General features: G+C 55.3%; 15 protein-coding genes, 4 tRNA genes and 2 other RNA genes. 14 read left to right on the plus strand and 7 right to left on the minus strand.

Going from position 1 to position 16,159, the window contains the following annotated elements; all coding sequences use genetic code 11:
• Position 1 precedes the first annotated feature (1 nt).
• The 13 genes from tolR to pnuC all read left to right on the plus strand — a co-directional run bounded on the left by tolR (position 2) and on the right by pnuC (position 7,647).
• Entirely contained in the window at positions 2 to 430 is a 429-nt protein-coding gene (gene tolR / locus DW56_RS16695; protein WP_024552436.1) for a colicin uptake protein TolR, read from the plus strand.
• Positions 431 to 471: 41 nt separating this feature from the next.
• On the plus strand, positions 472 to 1,797 hold the full coding sequence (tolA, locus tag DW56_RS16700; RefSeq protein WP_024552437.1) for a cell envelope integrity protein TolA: 1,326 nt from the start codon (positions 472 to 474) through the stop codon (positions 1,795 to 1,797).
• A 129-nt stretch (positions 1,798 to 1,926) separates the two neighbouring features.
• Positions 1,927 to 3,219: a Tol-Pal system beta propeller repeat protein TolB gene (tolB, locus tag DW56_RS16705; protein WP_024552438.1), complete on the plus strand. Its 1,293-nt coding sequence runs from the start codon at positions 1,927 to 1,929 to the stop codon at positions 3,217 to 3,219.
• 34 nt (positions 3,220 to 3,253) lie between these two features.
• Positions 3,254 to 3,775 (plus strand): peptidoglycan-associated lipoprotein Pal, encoded by a 522-nt coding sequence (pal, locus tag DW56_RS16710; protein WP_024552439.1) that lies wholly within the window; start codon positions 3,254 to 3,256, stop codon positions 3,773 to 3,775.
• Positions 3,776 to 3,784: 9 nt separating this feature from the next.
• On the plus strand, positions 3,785 to 4,573 hold the full coding sequence (gene cpoB / locus DW56_RS16715; protein ID WP_024552440.1) for a cell division protein CpoB: 789 nt from the start codon (positions 3,785 to 3,787) through the stop codon (positions 4,571 to 4,573).
• A 164-nt stretch (positions 4,574 to 4,737) separates the two neighbouring features.
• Positions 4,738 to 4,813 (plus strand) — tRNA-Lys (locus DW56_RS16720).
• Positions 4,814 to 4,847: 34 nt separating this feature from the next.
• A tRNA-Val gene (locus tag DW56_RS16725) sits at positions 4,848 to 4,923 on the plus strand.
• A 4-nt stretch (positions 4,924 to 4,927) separates the two neighbouring features.
• Positions 4,928 to 5,003: transfer RNA gene (locus tag DW56_RS16730), tRNA-Lys, on the plus strand.
• A gap of 141 nt (positions 5,004 to 5,144) precedes the next feature.
• Positions 5,145 to 5,220 (plus strand) — tRNA-Lys (locus tag DW56_RS16735).
• 30 nt (positions 5,221 to 5,250) lie between these two features.
• A non-coding RNA gene (locus tag DW56_RS21845) (RtT sRNA) lies at positions 5,251 to 5,375 on the plus strand.
• A gap of 22 nt (positions 5,376 to 5,397) precedes the next feature.
• A non-coding RNA gene (locus DW56_RS21850) (RtT sRNA) lies at positions 5,398 to 5,530 on the plus strand.
• Between the two features lie 274 nt (positions 5,531 to 5,804).
• Positions 5,805 to 6,848: a quinolinate synthase NadA gene (nadA, locus tag DW56_RS16745; RefSeq protein WP_024552441.1), complete on the plus strand. Its 1,044-nt coding sequence runs from the start codon at positions 5,805 to 5,807 to the stop codon at positions 6,846 to 6,848.
• A 79-nt stretch (positions 6,849 to 6,927) separates the two neighbouring features.
• Positions 6,928 to 7,647, plus strand: a complete 720-nt coding sequence (gene pnuC / locus DW56_RS16750; protein ID WP_024552442.1) for a nicotinamide riboside transporter PnuC — start codon at positions 6,928 to 6,930, stop codon at positions 7,645 to 7,647.
• Here the strand turns inward: pnuC and zitB are convergent.
• The gene (gene zitB, locus DW56_RS16755) at positions 7,644 to 8,594 is read right to left on the minus strand and encodes a CDF family zinc transporter ZitB (protein WP_024552443.1); all 951 of its coding nucleotides are present in this window, start codon (positions 8,592 to 8,594) and stop codon (positions 7,644 to 7,646) included. The genes pnuC and zitB overlap by 4 nt on opposite strands.
• Positions 8,595 to 8,735: 141 nt before the next feature.
• A complete protein-coding gene (locus DW56_RS16760) occupies positions 8,736 to 9,179 on the minus strand; it encodes a protein YbgS (protein ID WP_024552444.1) in 444 nt (147 codons plus the stop codon).
• A 328-nt stretch (positions 9,180 to 9,507) separates the two neighbouring features.
• Here DW56_RS16760 and aroG point away from each other — a divergent pair, with 328 nt between their 5' ends.
• Positions 9,508 to 10,560 (plus strand): 3-deoxy-7-phosphoheptulonate synthase AroG, encoded by a 1,053-nt coding sequence (gene aroG, locus DW56_RS16765; RefSeq protein ID WP_024552445.1) that lies wholly within the window; start codon positions 9,508 to 9,510, stop codon positions 10,558 to 10,560.
• Between the two features lie 197 nt (positions 10,561 to 10,757).
• Here aroG and gpmA read toward each other — a convergent pair whose 3' ends face one another.
• From gpmA to galE, 5 genes are all read right to left on the minus strand, one after another.
• A complete protein-coding gene (gene gpmA / locus DW56_RS16770) occupies positions 10,758 to 11,510 on the minus strand; it encodes a 2,3-diphosphoglycerate-dependent phosphoglycerate mutase (protein ID WP_024552446.1) in 753 nt (250 codons plus the stop codon).
• Between the two features lie 207 nt (positions 11,511 to 11,717).
• Complete coding sequence (gene galM, locus DW56_RS16775; protein WP_024552447.1) at positions 11,718 to 12,758, minus strand: galactose-1-epimerase; 1,041 nt, start codon at positions 12,756 to 12,758, stop codon at positions 11,718 to 11,720.
• Complete coding sequence (gene galK / locus DW56_RS16780) at positions 12,752 to 13,900, minus strand: galactokinase (RefSeq protein ID WP_024552448.1); 1,149 nt, start codon at positions 13,898 to 13,900, stop codon at positions 12,752 to 12,754. Before galK ends, galM begins: the two co-directional genes overlap by 7 nt.
• 2 nt (positions 13,901 to 13,902) lie before the next feature.
• On the minus strand, positions 13,903 to 14,949 hold the full coding sequence (gene galT / locus DW56_RS16785) for a galactose-1-phosphate uridylyltransferase (RefSeq protein ID WP_024552449.1): 1,047 nt from the start codon (positions 14,947 to 14,949) through the stop codon (positions 13,903 to 13,905).
• A gap of 9 nt (positions 14,950 to 14,958) precedes the next feature.
• Entirely contained in the window at positions 14,959 to 15,975 is a 1,017-nt protein-coding gene (gene galE / locus DW56_RS16790) for a UDP-glucose 4-epimerase GalE (RefSeq protein ID WP_024552450.1), read from the minus strand.
• Between the last annotated feature and the right edge of the window lie 184 nt (positions 15,976 to 16,159).

The following is a 16,159-nucleotide window of genomic DNA, read 5'->3' on the forward strand; positions in this document are numbered from 1 at the left end:
CATGGCCAGAACACGTGGACGGGGTCGTCGCGATCTTAAGTCTGAAATCAACATCGTGCCGCTGCTGGACGTATTGCTGGTGCTGCTGCTCATCTTTATGGCAACAGCGCCGATAATCACCCAGAGCGTTGAAGTGGACCTGCCGGACGCCACGGACTCTAAAACGGTCAGCACCAACGATGACCCACCGGTCATTATTGAAGTGTCCGGGGTAGGGCAGTACAGCGTGGTGGTGGAAAAAGATCGTCTTGATCAACTGCCTTCCGAACAGGTAGTGGCGGAAGCTCAGCGTCGTTTGCAGGCGAATCCGAAAACGGTCTTTCTTATCGGTGGCGCTAAAGATGTCCCTTACGATGAAATTATTAAAGCGCTGAACCTGTTGCATCAGGCGGGTGTGAAATCTGTCGGTTTAATGACGCAGCCAATCTAAGCGTTGTGTGCAACGGGTGAACAGTTTTTTGGGAACCGAGAGTGTCAAAGGCAACCGAACAAAACGATAAGCTGAAACGAGCGATAATCATTTCAGTAGTGCTGCACGTCTTGCTGATTGCACTGCTGGTCTGGAGCTCGTTTGATGAGCACATTGACGAAGCTGCCGGCGGCGGCGGTGGGTCGGCCATTGATGCGGTAATGGTCGATCCTGGCGCGGTGGTGCAGCAATATAATCGTCAGCAACAACAACAGGCGAGCGCGCGCCGCGCCGCCGAGCAGCGTGAAAAGCAGGCGCAACAGCAGGCGGAAGAGCTTCAGGAGAAGCAGGCCGCCGAGCAGGAGCGTTTGAAGCAGCTTGAAAAAGAGCGTCTCGAAGCGCAGGAACAAGCGCGCCAGCAAGCCGAACAGCAGAAGCAGGCTGAAGAGGCGGCGAAGCGTGCGCAGGAACAGCAGAAGCAAGCCGAGGCAGCGGCGGCGAAAGCGGCGGCAGACGCTAAAGCACAAGCCGAAGCACAGGCTAAAGCGGCGGCGGAAGCTAAAGCGAAGGCGGATGCGCAGGCGAAAGCCGCGGAAGAAGCCGCGAAGAAAGCGGCCGCTGATGCTCAGAAAAAAGCGCAGGAAGAGGCTGCAAAAGCCGCTGCCGACGCACAAAAGAAAGCGCAGGAAGAGGCGGCGAAAGCGGCGAAAGCCGCTGAGAAGAAAGCCCAGGAAGCGGCCGCTAAAAAAGCGCAGCAAGAGGCGGAGAAAAAAGCGGCCGCGGAAGCTGCGAAGAAAGCCGCCGCGGAGAAAGCCGCCGCCGAAAAAGCTGAAAAAGCGGCCGCTGCAAAGGCCGCAGCGGCTGAGAAAGCGGCTGCGGAAAAAGCCGCCGCAGAAAAAGCAGCGGCGGCTGAAAAAGCGGCTGCCGCGAAGAAAGCGGCCGCAGACAAAGCCGCCGCCGCGAAGAAAGCCGCAGCGGAAAAAGCCGCAGCGGCAGCGGGCGTTGATGACTTGCTTGGCGATCTCAGCTCTGGTAAGAATGCGCCGAAATCCGGCGGCGGGGCTAAGGGAACTAATGCAGCGCCTGCCGGGACGGGTAATAGTAAAAACAATGGCGCTTCTGGCGCTGAAATCAACAGCTATGCTTCGCAGATCAAATCTGCCATTGAGAGCAAGTTTTACGATGCGTCTTCGTACTCAGGCAAAACCTGTACGCTGCGTATAAAACTGGCGCCCGATGGGCTGCTGCTTGATATTCAGTCAGAAGGCGGCGACCCGGCGCTCTGCCAGGCGGCGATTTCAGCCGCTCGCCAGGCGAGAATTCCGAAGCCGCCAAGCCAGGCTGTCTATGAAGTCTTTAAAAACGCACCGTTGGACTTTAAGCCTTAATCACAATTTCCCCGCGCAAGCGGGGAAAATCGTACTAAGGTGAGTCTCAGAGGTGAGAGTGTTTGAAATGAAGTTTGTTAACCTTCTGCTAAGTTATCGTGGGCGTCGCGTCCAGATAAGGGAGATACGATGAAGCAGGCATTACGATTAGCATTCAGTGTTTTAATGCTGTGGGCAGCGGTGCTGCACGCAGAAGTCCGTATTGAGATTACCCAGGGGGTAGACTCGGCGCGTCCTATCGGCGTTGCGCCGTTTAAATGGGCAGGTCCTGGCGCCGCGCCTGAAGATATCGGCGGCATTGTGGCAGCCGACCTTCGCAACAGCGGTAAATTCAACCCGCTCGACCGCTCTCGTCTGCCGCAGCAGCCTGCTTCCGCACAGGAAGTGCAGCCTGCCGCCTGGTCGGCGCTCGGTATTGATGCGGTTGTAGTCGGCCAGGTTACCCCGAACGGCGACGGCAGTTACACGGTTGCTTATCAGCTCGTGGATACCGGCGGCGCGCCGGGCACCGTGCTTGCGCAGAACTCCTATAAAGTGAACAAGCAGTGGCTGCGTTATGCGGGCCACACCGCAAGCGATGAAGTCTTTGAAAAGCTGACGGGCATTAAAGGCGCATTCCGCACCCGTATCGCCTATGTAGTGCAAACCAATGGCGGCCAGTTCCCTTATGAACTTCGCGTATCGGATTACGACGGCTATAACCAGTTCGTTGTTCACCGTTCTCCGCAACCGCTGATGTCTCCGGCATGGTCCCCGGACGGCAGCAAGCTTGCCTACGTGACATTTGAGAGCGGCCGTTCCGCGCTGGTTATCCAGACGCTTTCCAACGGCGCTGTGCGTCAGGTTGCTTCGTTCCCGCGTCACAACGGGGCGCCGGCCTTCTCGCCGGATGGCAGCAAGCTCGCTTTCGCGCTCTCTAAAACCGGTAGCCTGAACCTCTATGTGATGGATATCGGCTCTGGCCAGATTCGTCAGGTGACGGATGGCCGCAGCAATAACACCGAACCGACCTGGTTCCCGGACAGCCAGACTCTGGCCTATACCTCCGACCAGGCAGGTCGTCCGCAGGTTTATAAAGTTAACGTTAATGGCGGCGCGCCGCAGCGTCTGACCTGGGAAGGCTCTCAGAATCAGGATGCGGATGTCAGCTCTGACGGTAAATTCCTGGTGATGGTGAGCTCCAACGGCGGCGCTCAGAACATCGCTAAACAAGATCTGGCAACGGGTGGCGTACAAACTTTGTCGTCAACGTTCCTGGATGAAACGCCGAGTCTGGCACCTAACGGCACCATGGTAATCTACAGCTCTTCTCAGGGGATGGGATCCGTGCTGAATCTGGTTTCTACAGATGGGCGTTTCAAAGCGCGTCTTCCGGCAACTGATGGTCAGGTTAAATTCCCGGCCTGGTCGCCGTATCTGTGATAATAAATAATTGATTATTAAAGGAATCAAAGAAATGCAACTGAACAAAGTGCTGAAAGGGCTGATGCTGGCTCTGCCTGTTATGGCAATCGCGGCGTGTTCTTCCAACAAGAACGCAAGCAACGACCAGAGCGGCGAAGGCATGCTGGGTGCCGGCACTGGTATGGATGCTAACGGCGGCGGCAACATGTCTTCTGAAGAGCAGGCTCGTTTGCAGATGCAGCAGCTGCAACAGAACAACATTGTTTACTTCGATCTGGACAAGTATGACATTCGTTCTGACTTTGCTGCGATGCTGGATGCGCACGCTAACTTCCTGCGTAGCAACCCGTCTTACAAAGTCACCGTAGAAGGTCATGCGGATGAGCGCGGCACTCCGGAGTACAACATCTCCCTGGGTGAACGTCGTGCTAACGCCGTTAAAATGTACCTGCAAGGTAAAGGCGTTTCCGCTGATCAGATCTCCATCGTTTCTTACGGTAAAGAAAAACCCGCAGTACTGGGTCACGACGAAGCGGCTTACGCTAAAAACCGTCGCGCCGTACTGGTTTACTAAGAGAATCGCATGAGCAGTAACTTCAGACATCACCTGTTGGGTCTGTCGTTGCTGGTTGGCATAGCGGCCCCCTGGGCCGCTTTTGCTCAGGCGCCAATCAGTAGCGTCGGCTCAGGCTCGGTCGAAGACCGCGTCACACAACTTGAGCGTATTTCTAACGCTCACAGCCAACTCTTAACTCAACTCCAGCAGCAGCTTTCCGATAATCAGTCCGATATTGATTCCCTGCGCGGTCAGATTCAGGAAAACCAGTATCAGCTGAATCAAATTGTCGAACGTCAAAAGCAAATCCTTTTGCAGATTGACAGTCTGAGCAGCGGTGGGGCGGCCGCTACGCAGGGCGCAAGCGGCGAGCAAAGCAGCGCGGCTGCGGCACCGAATCCTTCTGCGAGTGCGCCAGCCGCGGCGGCGCCAGTGCAAAGCGGCGATGCTAATACCGATTACAACGCCGCTATCGCGCTGGTGCAGGATAAGTCGCGCCAGGATGAAGCCATCGCCGCGTTTCAGAATTTCATCAAGCAATACCCGGATTCAACCTACCAGCCTAATGCGAATTACTGGCTCGGGCAGTTGAATTACAACAAGGGTAAAAAAGATGACGCCGCGTTTTACTTTGCCTCGGTGGTGAAAAATTACCCTAAATCGCCGAAAGCGGCTGACGCCATGTTTAAGGTAGGCGTCATCATGCAGGACAAAGGCGATACGGCAAAAGCGAAGGCGGTTTATCAGCAAGTTATTACCAAATATCCTGGTACCGACGGCGCAAAACAGGCGCAAAAACGTCTGAATGCAATGTGATGCGTACGGCTTGACCAGTAAGCGCTGTTTTTCTGGTCTTGCCGTGCGATTACTAAGCAGTTAAGTGATCTGTATCGAAATTTATGTTGCGTCAGATTCTTAAATCAGTAATATATGCCGCCGTTGCCACGGGATATGAAACAAGCCTGTAGCGGCAAAAAAGTGGGTCGTTAGCTCAGTTGGTAGAGCAGTTGACTTTTAATCAATTGGTCGCAGGTTCGAATCCTGCACGACCCACCACTTAAAGGTGGAAACACCTTTCCAGCGTAGTATCGGGTGATTAGCTCAGCTGGGAGAGCACCTCCCTTACAAGGAGGGGGTCGGCGGTTCGATCCCGTCATCACCCACCACTTCGGGTCGTTAGCTCAGTTGGTAGAGCAGTTGACTTTTAATCAATTGGTCGCAGGTTCGAATCCTGCACGACCCACCACTCGCTAAAGTAGTTTGAATAGCGAAATCGTGAAGGATAACGTTGCGCAGCAACGGCATGCGAGGCGAAGCCGAGCCATCCTGCACGACCCACCACTTAATCAGTGGCATAGCAGTAAATATTTCATGCAATACCCGCAAGGGGTCGTTAGCTCAGTTGGTAGAGCAGTTGACTTTTAATCAATTGGTCGCAGGTTCGAATCCTGCACGACCCACCAGTGTAAAAAGGCGCCCTAAAGGCGCCTTTTTGCTGTCTGTACGTCAGAAAGATTCGAACCTGCGCAGGTTCGGGTCGAACGAAGTGAGACAACGACGCCGCTTGCGGCGACGGCCCGAAGGGCGAGCGAAGCGAGTTATCCTGCACGACCCACCAGTGTAAAAAGGCGCCCTAAAGGCGCCTTTTTGCTGTCTGTACGTCAGGAAGATTCGGCCCTGCGCAGGTTCGGGTCGAACGTAGTGAGACAACAACGCCGCTTGCGGCGGCGGCCCGAAGGGCGAGCGAAGCGAGTTATCCTGCACGACCCACCAGTGTAAAAAGCGGCTTTTGGCTGTCCAGAACGCAACTAACCTCTCAAGCAGCATTACTGTCGTCTCGTTGAAAACGCCTCTCTTTTCACGCTTCTCCGGCGTTGGGGCTCGCACAAGCGAAACGTACCCGGCTAAAACGGTTTCGATGAATAGAAAGTGACTTTTCATTGCCAATCCGCTATCTTGTTTAGTATATAAAACATCCATGGCTTATCTTTGTCTTATCGCGCTTGAGAAAGGCAATTTTGTTAAGCCAGTAAAACGAGAGAGCATGATGAGCGTGATGTTCGATCCGCAAGCCGCTATTTATCCCTTTCCGCCTAAACCTGCGCCACTGAAACAAGACGAGAAAGATTTCTACCGCAAAAAAATAAAGCGCCTGCTTAAAGAGCGCGACGCCGTCATGGTCGCGCATTATTACACCGACCCGGAAATTCAGGCGTTGGCTGAGGAGACTGGGGGCTGCATCTCCGATTCGCTGGAAATGGCCCGCTTTGGGGCTAAACATCCTGCGAAGACCCTTCTGGTTGCCGGCGTTCGTTTTATGGGCGAGACGGCCAAAATTCTTAGCCCGGAAAAAACGATCCTCATGCCTACCTTGCAGGCGGAATGCTCGCTGGATTTAGGCTGTCCGGTTGATGAATTCAGCGCTTTTTGCGACGCGCATCCGGATCGCACCGTGGTGGTCTACGCTAACACTTCTGCTGCGGTTAAAGCCCGGGCGGACTGGGTCGTCACCTCAAGCATCGCCGTTGAACTGATTGAACATCTCGACAGCCTTGGCGAAAAGATTATCTGGGCGCCGGATCGCCATCTTGGAAACTATGTGCAAAAGCAAACCGGCGCAGATGTGCTCTGCTGGCAGGGCGCCTGTATCGTGCATGATGAGTTCAAAACACAGTCGCTGGCGCGCATGAAAGCGCTCTATCCCGGGGCGGCTGTGCTGGTGCATCCTGAATCTCCGCAGGCGGTCGTAGATATGGCTGATGCGGTGGGCTCCACCAGCCAGCTTATCAACGCCGCCAGAACGTTGCCGAATAAGCAGCTTATCGTGGCGACCGATCGCGGGATTTTTTACAAAATGCAGCAGGCGGTGCCGGATAAAGAGTTATTTGAAGCACCGACTGCCGGCGAAGGGGCAACTTGCCGCAGCTGCGCCCATTGTCCATGGATGGCGATGAACGGCTTAAAAGCTATCGCTGAGGGCCTGGAACAAGGTGGAGCGATGCATGAAATCCATGTTGACGCAAAACTGCGTGAAGGGGCTTTGTTGCCGCTTAACCGCATGCTGGATTTTGCCGCTACACTTCGGGGCTAGGTTCGGTTTTATATCAACAGCCTGTCAGGCCAACTTACAGGCCAGGTAACGCAAAAGCGGTTTTCGCTCAGGGGAAGATATGGATTTTTTTAGCGTTAACAATATTCTCGTTCACATCCCGCTCGGCACGGGCGGTTATAACCTGTCGTGGATAGAGGCGGTGGGCACCCTTGCCGGGTTGCTTTGTATCTGGCTGGCGAGTCTTGAAAAAATCAGTAACTACGCGTTTGGTTTAATCAACGTAACGCTTTTCGCGATTATCTTTTTCCAGATCCAGCTTTATGCCAGCCTGCTGCTTCAGCTTTTCTTTTTTGCCGCCAATATTTATGGCTGGTACGCCTGGTCACGGCAAACCGCCGATAACCAGGCGGCGTTGCGCATACGCTGGCTACCTGTGCCTAAGGCAATAGCCTGGCTGGCAGCATGCGTCATAGCGATTGGCGCCATGACTGTCTGGATAGATCCGGTCTTTGCTGTACTGACACGCGTGGCTGTGACAGCCATGCAGACGTTTGGGCTGAATGTCACCATGCCGACGCTTGCGCCGGACGCCTTCCCGTTCTGGGATTCCTGTCTGATGGTGCTTTCCATCGTGGCGCAGATCCTGATGACTCGCAAATATGTGGAAAACTGGCTGCTGTGGGTGATCATCAACGTGATTAGCGTGGTGATTTTCGCACGCCAGGGTGTTTACGCTATGTCGCTTGAATACCTGCTGCTGACGTTTATCGCGCTGAATGGCAGCCGTATGTGGATGAAAAGCGCGCGCGAGCAAGGGTCACGCGCGCTGGCGCATTAATGATGATGGCCGTGGTGGTGCGAATGCGCTGCCTGCGGCTCGTTAAGATGACAATCTATGCCAGCGCAGGGCTGGTATTCCATCTGAACGGTGGCGTGTTCAACCTGATACTTATGCGAAAGAAAGTGGTGTATGCGGCCAAGCAGGGCGTCATGATCGTGCGGGGGAATGACCTGCACGTGAAGCGTCATTAATGGCCGCTCGCCCACCAGCCAGACGTGAACATGGTGCACGTCGCGCACTTCCGGGATAGCGTTGGAAAGCTCGCGCTTTAGGGCGCGGACATCCAGGGTTTTCGGCGCGCCTTCCAGCAATTCGTTCAGACTCTCTTTCAACAAACTCCAGGCGCTACGCAGCACCAGGCAGGAGACCAGAATCGACAGAATGGGGTCGATGGGCGTCCAGCCGGTGGTGAGAATAATGAGCGCCGCGACAATAGCGCCCACAGAACCCAGTAAATCGCCCAGCACGTGCAGCGCCGCTGCCCGAACGTTCATGTTTTTCTCTTCGCTGCCGCGATGCAAAATCCAGAAAGAGAGCAGGTTAGCGATAAGCCCGGCGAAGGCGATGGCGAGCATGGCGCCGCCTGCGACAGGGCGGGGCGCATAAAAACGCTCTATGGCTTCCCAGACAATCAACACGGTAATCACCAGCAACGCCAGCGCATTCACAAAAGCCGCGAGCGTCGTCAGGCGCAGCCAGCCGAAAGTGTGTCGCGAATTAGGCGGAAGGCGGGCGAACCGCACGGCCAGTAGCGCCACCAGCAGGGCGGCGGCGTCCGTCAGCATGTGGCCTGCATCCGCCAGCAGCGCCAGCGAGCCGGAAAGCAGTCCGCCAATAACCTCCAGCACCATAAAGGCGGCCGTAATGGCAAAAGCGATAAAAAGCCTGCGAGCGTTAGCATCCTGCGAATGCGAAGCAGGGGAGTGAGAATGGGAATGCGCCATAGCAAATAAGCCTCTGATGTGCTGTTTTCGTTTTAACTTTATGATGCTCTTTCAGTCTGCCAGGCGCCAGCGCGCGTCAAAAACAGAAAAAACAAAGGAGAGCATAAGCTCTCCTTCGGCGACTTGCTATAGTCTGGCGGTTTAGTGCGTCGTGCCGTCAGTTTTGGTGTTGACGTCGTTGTTGTTACCGCTGCCGGTTTCCACTTTCTTATTCACGTCCGGGCAACGACCGTCTTTACACATGGTGTTTTTATGCACTTCGTCAGTGGTCATGCCGTCACCGGAGAGGGTGCCGGTAGAGCCAGAGTTAGTGTTGCTGCTGGAGTTGGTACCCGTGCCGGAACCCATCGCACCGCCAGTGGTTCCGGTAGTACCGCTACCGCTATTAATGTTGTTGTTGTTCACGCCATTCGGCGCAAGGTTTTGTTTCGCATCCGGTGCGACCTGGCCCGCTTCGGCGCTGGAGTTAGCTTGTCCATTGTTATTACCGCCTGCGCCGCCTGCTGCTGAACCGCCGGAAGCCGCAAATGCCGCGCCGCTAGCCATAATTGTCGTCGTCAGGATTAAAGAGGCTAATTTATTCATTGCATGCTCCTGTTCTGATCGTAGTTGTTGGACATCGCTTCCAACAGTGCACTGAGACAGGTTTGTTTGCTCAGCACCCATAAGGTGGTTGAAATAACCACTTCCGCTTCGTAAAGCAGAATGTGATCGGGAAATAAAGTAAAAACATAGTGTTAACAGTTAAAAAGTGTAGCCGGGATCTCTTTTTTCGCTACCTGATGGCGAACAATCGCGCATTTCCAGGAATTTTCCTGCCAAAGTGTAAAAGCGCGTTTACACTTCTGGCGCGACAAGATAGATTGGGGGTATTGAAACTTATCAAAAACTATAGAGTACGACCGGAACGATCATGAATTATCAGAACGACGACTTACGTATCAAAGAAATTAACGAATTACTCCCTCCTGTCGCCCTGTTAGAGAAATTCCCGGCGACGGAAAAAGCGGCGCAGACCGTTTCTCACGCCCGCCAGGCCATCCATAAAATCCTGCGGGGTAACGACGACCGCCTGCTGGTGGTTATCGGCCCGTGCTCCATTCACGATCCGCAAGCGGCGAAAGAGTATGCGTCTCGCCTGTTGAAACTGCGTGAAGCGCTGAAAGGCGAGCTGGAAGTGGTTATGCGCGTCTATTTCGAAAAGCCGCGCACCACGGTTGGCTGGAAAGGGCTTATCAACGATCCGCACATGGATAACAGCTTCCAGATCAACGATGGTCTGCGGATCGCGCGTAAGTTACTGCTGGATATCAATAATACCGGTTTGCCCGCTGCGGGAGAGTTTCTCGATATGATCACCCCGCAATACATGGCGGACCTGATGAGCTGGGGCGCTATTGGCGCGCGTACCACGGAATCTCAGGTGCACCGCGAACTGGCTTCTGGCCTTTCCTGCCCGGTGGGTTTTAAAAATGGCACCGACGGCACCATCAAAGTGGCTATCGACGCCATTAATGCAGCGGGCGCGCCGCACTGCTTCCTTTCGGTGACGAAGTGGGGCCATTCCGCCATTGTGAATACCAGCGGCAATGGCGACTGCCATATTATTCTGCGCGGCGGCAAAGAGCCTAACTACAGCGCCAGCCACGTTGCGCAAGTGAAAGACGGGCTGACTAAAGCGGGCCTGGCGCCGCAGGTGATGATTGACTTCAGCCACGCGAACTCCAGCAAGCAATACAAAAAGCAAATGGAAGTGGGCGCGGATGTGTGCCAGCAAATAGCGAGTGGCGAAAACGCGATTATCGGCGTGATGATTGAAAGCCATCTTGTAGAAGGCAACCAGAGCCTTGAGAGCGGTGAACCGCTGGTTTATGGGAAAAGCGTCACCGATGCCTGTATCGGTTGGGAAGATACCGAGACGATCCTGCGTCAGCTTGCCGACGCGGTGAAGGCGCGTCGCGGTTAAGGCTGCATCTGGAGCGGTGGTGAGATTGATCCGGCTTGTGTGCAACGATGAAGAGAAAAGGCGAGTGGCGCTAAAGCTCTGAACATGGTCTCAGGCCATCATCACCGGGCCGGTAAGCGCAACGTTACTGGTCATGCTCTCACCCTGATAAAAAGGCGCGGTTTTCACCGCGCCTTTTGTCCATCTTATCTCGCGAATTACTTCGCTTTACCCTGGTTCGCTACGGCTGCGGCTTTCGCTGCGATTTCCTCTGCGTTGCCCAGATAGTAGTGTTTAATCGGCTTAAAGTTTTCGTCGAACTCATATACCAGCGGCACGCCGGTCGGGATGTTCAGCTCGAGGATCTCTTCTTCGCTCATGTTGTCCAGGTATTTCACCAGCGCGCGCAGGGAGTTGCCATGGGCTGCGATAATAACGCGCTCGCCGCTTTTCAGGCGCGGCAGGATAGTTTCGTTCCAGTAAGGAATAACACGATCGATGGTCAGCGCCAGGCTTTCAGTCAGCGGCAGCTCCTGCTCGGTCAGCTTCGCGTAACGCGGGTCATGGCCCGGGAAGCGCTCGTCATCTTTCGTCAGGGCCGGCGGGGTTACCGCAAAGCCGCGACGCCACTGTTTAACCTGCTCGTCGCCGTATTTCTCAGCGGTTTCCGCTTTGTTCAGGCCCTGCAACGCGCCGTAATGGCGTTCGTTCAGTTTCCAGGATTTTTCAACCGGCAGCCAGGCCTGATCCAGCCCGTCCAGGATGTTCCACAGCGTGTGGATGGCACGTTTCAGCACGGAGGTATAAGCAAAATCAAAGCTGTAGCCTTCATCTTTCAGCAGTTTGCCCGCCGCTTTGGCTTCGCTCACGCCCTTCTCAGACAGGTCAACATCGTACCAACCGGTAAAGCGGTTTTCGTTGTTCCACTGGCTTTCACCGTGACGAACCAGAACCAGCTTAGTAACAGCCATAGTATTACTCCTTCATAAGCCTGATTGAATGATAACAGTTATCATTATATTGCCGTGTTGAAGCCAGCGGCAACGCTAAACCTTTAACATAGCGAAAATAGCGGCGTAGTGTAAGGCGGTTGTGAAGCAGGGGTTAGTTTTTTAGGGCGAGATGGCGGGTTTATCAGCAATGTGGCGAAAAAAAGCCCTCCGCAGAGGGCCTTGCTGTTATAGCGGCAGGAAATGGTATTCCGTGACGCTAAGGTAGTCTTCGCCCGGTTGCAGAATGCAGCTCGGCTGCGGCCATTCCGGATGGTTCGGGCTGTCAGGTAAAAATTCGCTCTCCAGCGCCAGCCCCTGGTAAGGCTGATAATTACCCTGCTCGCGAGCGGGTACGCCAGTAAGGAAATTCCCCGTATAGACCTGGAGGGCGGGGGCGGTGGTATAGACACTCATTTGCAGCTTGTCATCGCTCGACCAGACCTGCGCCGCAGGCTGGCTGGCGTCGCCCTGCGCCTGGAGCAAAAAGGCGTGGTCATAACCTTTAACCAACTGCTGATCTTCATCGGCCAGAAAATCGGCAGCGATTTTCTTCGGCTGGCGGAAATCGAAACTGGTGCCGTCCACCGCTTTTAGCCCACTGCGCGGGATGCCCTGAGCATCTACGGGCAGATAGTGGTCAGCGAAAAGCTGCAAGCGGTGTTCGCGCACATCGTCCTGCGCGCCATCCAGGTTGAAGTAGGCATGATTAGTGAGGTTTACCGGGCAAGGTTTATTCACTCTGGCGCGGTACTCAATGCACAGCGCGTTTTCATCCGTTAGCCGGAAATGCGCGGTCGCGCGCAATTCGCCCGGGAAACCCTGGTCGCCGTCCGCCGAGTCGAGGCTGTAAAGCACCTCATGCTCGTTCTGGCGCACAATGCGCCAGCGGCGTTTGTCGAAGCCTTCCGGCCCGCCGTGCAGCTGGTTTTCTCCCTGGGATGGCAGCAAAGAGACGCTTTGACCATCCAGCTGAAAGGTCGCGTTGGCAATGCGGTTAGCGTAACGGCCTATCGAGGCGCCAAGGAAAGCATCCTGTTGCGGATAAATTTCCGGGCTGGCGCAGCCCAGCAGCGTTTCACGCACGGTGCCGTCGTTCATCGGCACGCGAGCGGAAAGCAGGGTGGCGCCCCAGTCCATCAGCGTCACTACCATCCCCGCGCTGTTGCGCAGGGTGGAAAGGCGGTAAGGCTGCCCGTCAGGGGCGAGTTGCGGTGTCTCTTTTAGCACAGACCTGCTCCTTCTGAAGGTTTGCACACATAAAAGGTCTCTTTAATCCCGGTTTTCGCTTCATACTGGCTCGCTACGGCCTCTTTCACCGCAGGCACCAGGTTTTCAGGCACCAGCGCGACGACGCAGCCGCCGAAGCCGCCGCCCGTCATGCGCACCCCGCCTTCGTCGCCAATCGCGGCTTTCACAATATCGACCAGCGTGTCGATTTGCGGCACGGTGATTTCAAAATCGTCGCGCATAGAGGCGTGGGAGTCCGCCATCAGTTCGCCCATCCGCTTAAGGTCGCCTTTTTCCAGCGCCTGCGCCGCTTCCTGGGTACGGGCGTTTTCTGTCAGCACATGGCGAACGCGTTTGGCCACCACCGGGTCCAGCTCATTCGCTACGGCGTTGAACTGATCGAGGCTCACATCGCGCAGCGCTTTCTGCGTAAAGAAGCGAGCGCCGGTTTCGCACTGCTCGCGGCGGGTGTTGTACTCGCTGCCCACCAGCGTGCGCTTAAAGTTACTGTTAATAATAACCACAGCGACGCCTTTTGGCATCGGCACCGCTTTAGTGCCAAGCGAGCGGCAGTCGATAAGCAGCGCGTGATCTTTTTTACCGAGGGCGGAAATAAGCTGATCCATAATGCCGCAGTTGCAGCCAACAAACTGGTTTTCCGCTTCCTGTCCGTTAAGGGCAATTTGCGCGCCGTCAAGGTTCAGGTGATAAAGCTGCTGGAATACCGTGCCGACCGCCACTTCCAGGGAGGCGGAAGAGCTTAAGCCCGCGCCCTGCGGCACGTTGCCGCTGATAACCATATCCACGCCGCCAAAGCTGCCGTCGCGCTGTTGCAGATGTTTAACCACGCCGCGAACGTAGTTAGACCACTGCTGGCTTTCATGGCTCAGAATGGCTTCATCAAGTGAAAATTCATCGCTTTGATTTTCATAATCCGCAGCGATAACCCGCACGCGGCGATCGTCGCGTTTGGCGCAGCTGATTACCGTCTGATAATCAATTGCGCAGGGCAGCACGAAGCCATCGTTATAGTCGGTGTGTTCGCCAATCAGGTTAACGCGTCCCGGCGCCTGTACAAAATGGGTGGCGGGGTAGCCAAATTTTTCAGCAAACAGCGTTTCGGTGTTCTCTTTCAGACTCATTATTATTCTCCTGATTCGCGAAAATGAATGTCACTGACCGCACGCAGGCGCTCGGCGGCTTGTTCCGCCGTCAGGTCACGCTGGGTTTCCGCTAACATCTCATAACCCACCATAAATTTACGCACCGTAGCAGAACGCAGCAGCGGCGGATAAAAATGGGCGTGCAGTTGCCAGTGCGGATTCTCTTCGCCGTTAAACGGCGCGCCGTGCCAGCCCATAGAGTAGGGGAAAGAGGTCTGGAACAGGTTGTCATAGCGGCTGGTCAGTTTCTTCAGCGCCAGCGCCAAATCGCTGCGCTGGGCCTCGCTGAGATCGGTAATGCGCAGCACGTGCGTTTTCGGCAGCAGCAGCGTTTCAAACGGCCAGGCCGCCCAGTAAGGCACAACGGCGATCCAGTGTTCGGTTTCCACTACGGTACGGCTGCCGTCGGCAAGCTCGCGCTGCACATAATCCACCAGCATTGGCGAACCTTGCTGCGCGAAGTAGTCGCGTTGCAGCGCATCTTCTTTCGCCACTTCGTTAGGCAGGAAGCTGTTCGCCCATACCTGGCCGTGAGGATGCGGGTTGGAACAGCCCATCGCCGCGCCTTTATTTTCGAAAACCTGTACCCAGGGGTAGCTTTCGCCAAGCTCTGCGGTTTGCTGCTGCCAGGTTTTCACTACCTCTTCCAGCGCAGAAAGCGAGAGTTCAGGCAGCGTTTTGCTGTGATCGGGCGAGAAGCAAATCACGCGGCTGGTGCCCCGTGCGCTTTCAAGACGCAGCAGAGGGTCGGTGCTCTGCGGCGCTTGCGGCGTGTCGGTCATCAGCGCGGCGAAGTCATTGGTAAAAACATAGGTGCTGGTGTAATCCGGGTTTTTATCGCCGGTCACGCGGGTATTGCCCGGGCACAAAAAGCAATCCGGGTCATGGGTTGGCAGCGTCTGTTTAGCCGGCGTTTCCTGCGCGCCCTGCCAGGGGCGTTTGGCGCGGTGAGGAGAAACCAGGATCCATTGCCCGGTCAGCGGGTTATAACGACGATGCGGGTGATCGACAGGGTTGAACGTTTCCATCTCTGCGGCTTACTCCTCATATCCCTGCGGGTGGCGCGACTGCCAGCGCCAGGTGTCATCGGCCATCTCCTGAAGCGAGCGGGTTACGCGCCAGTCCAGTTCGGTATCGGCTTTGCTGGCGTCTGCCCAGTAGGCGGGAAGATCGCCGTCGCGACGCGGCGCAAAGTGGTAAGCGACAGGCTTCCCGCACGCCTGGCTAAAGGCGTTCACGACATCCAGCACGCTGTGACCAACGCCTGCGCCGAGGTTGTAAATATGCACGCCGGCTTTGCCTGCCAGCTTCTGCATGGCGGCGACGTGGCCATCCGCAAGATCCATGACGTGGATATAATCGCGCACGCCAGTGCCATCTTTCGTTGGATAGTCATTGCCGAAAATAGCGAGCGACTCGCGGCGGCCTACGGCGACCTGCGCAATGTACGGCATCAGGTTGTTTGGAATGCCCTGCGGATCTTCGCCCATATCGCCTGACGGATGGGCGCCAACCGGGTTGAAATAACGCAGCAGCGCCACGCTCCAGTCCGGGTTCGCTTTCTGAATGTCCGCCAGGATCTGCTCGACCATGAGCTTGCTTTTGCCGTATGGGCTTTGCGGCGTGCCGGTCGGGAAGCTTTCCACATAAGGAATTTGCGGCTGATCGCCATAAACGGTGGCGGAAGAGCTAAATATAAAATTGGTGACGTTAGCCGCGCGCATGGCGGAGACCAGACGCAGGGTGCCGTTAACATTATTATCGTAATATTCAAGCGGCTTGCTGACCGATTCGCCAACGGCCTTCAGACCGGCGAAATGGATCACCGCGTCGATTTGGTGATCGTGAAAAATTTCAGAAAGCAGCGCTTCGTTGCGAATATCGCCGTCGATAAACAGCGGATGTTTGCCGCCAAGACGTTCAATCACCGGCAGTACGCTGCGCTTACTGTTGCACAGGTTATCAAGAATGATGACGTCGTGACCGCTTTGCAGTAATTGCACGCACGTATGGCTGCCAATGTAACCGCTACCACCTGTTACCAGAACTCGCATTTTTCGCTCCATTAGGCTTATGGTATCTATTAACCTTAGCATAACAGAGAGGCAAAAAGTGTGATATGCGATAAATTAGTGAAATCGTTTACACTGGATTCCCGGCGGTTTTATTCTCCCGTGAAAGCCCCGTCCGACGCGGCATTCTGACCCCGTTGTGAAAAATCTTAAAAGCGAACCGCCG

Source organism: Franconibacter helveticus LMG 23732 (genome assembly GCF_000463115.2).
In the GTDB taxonomy this organism is placed as follows: Bacteria; Pseudomonadota; Gammaproteobacteria; order Enterobacterales; family Enterobacteriaceae; genus Franconibacter; species Franconibacter helveticus.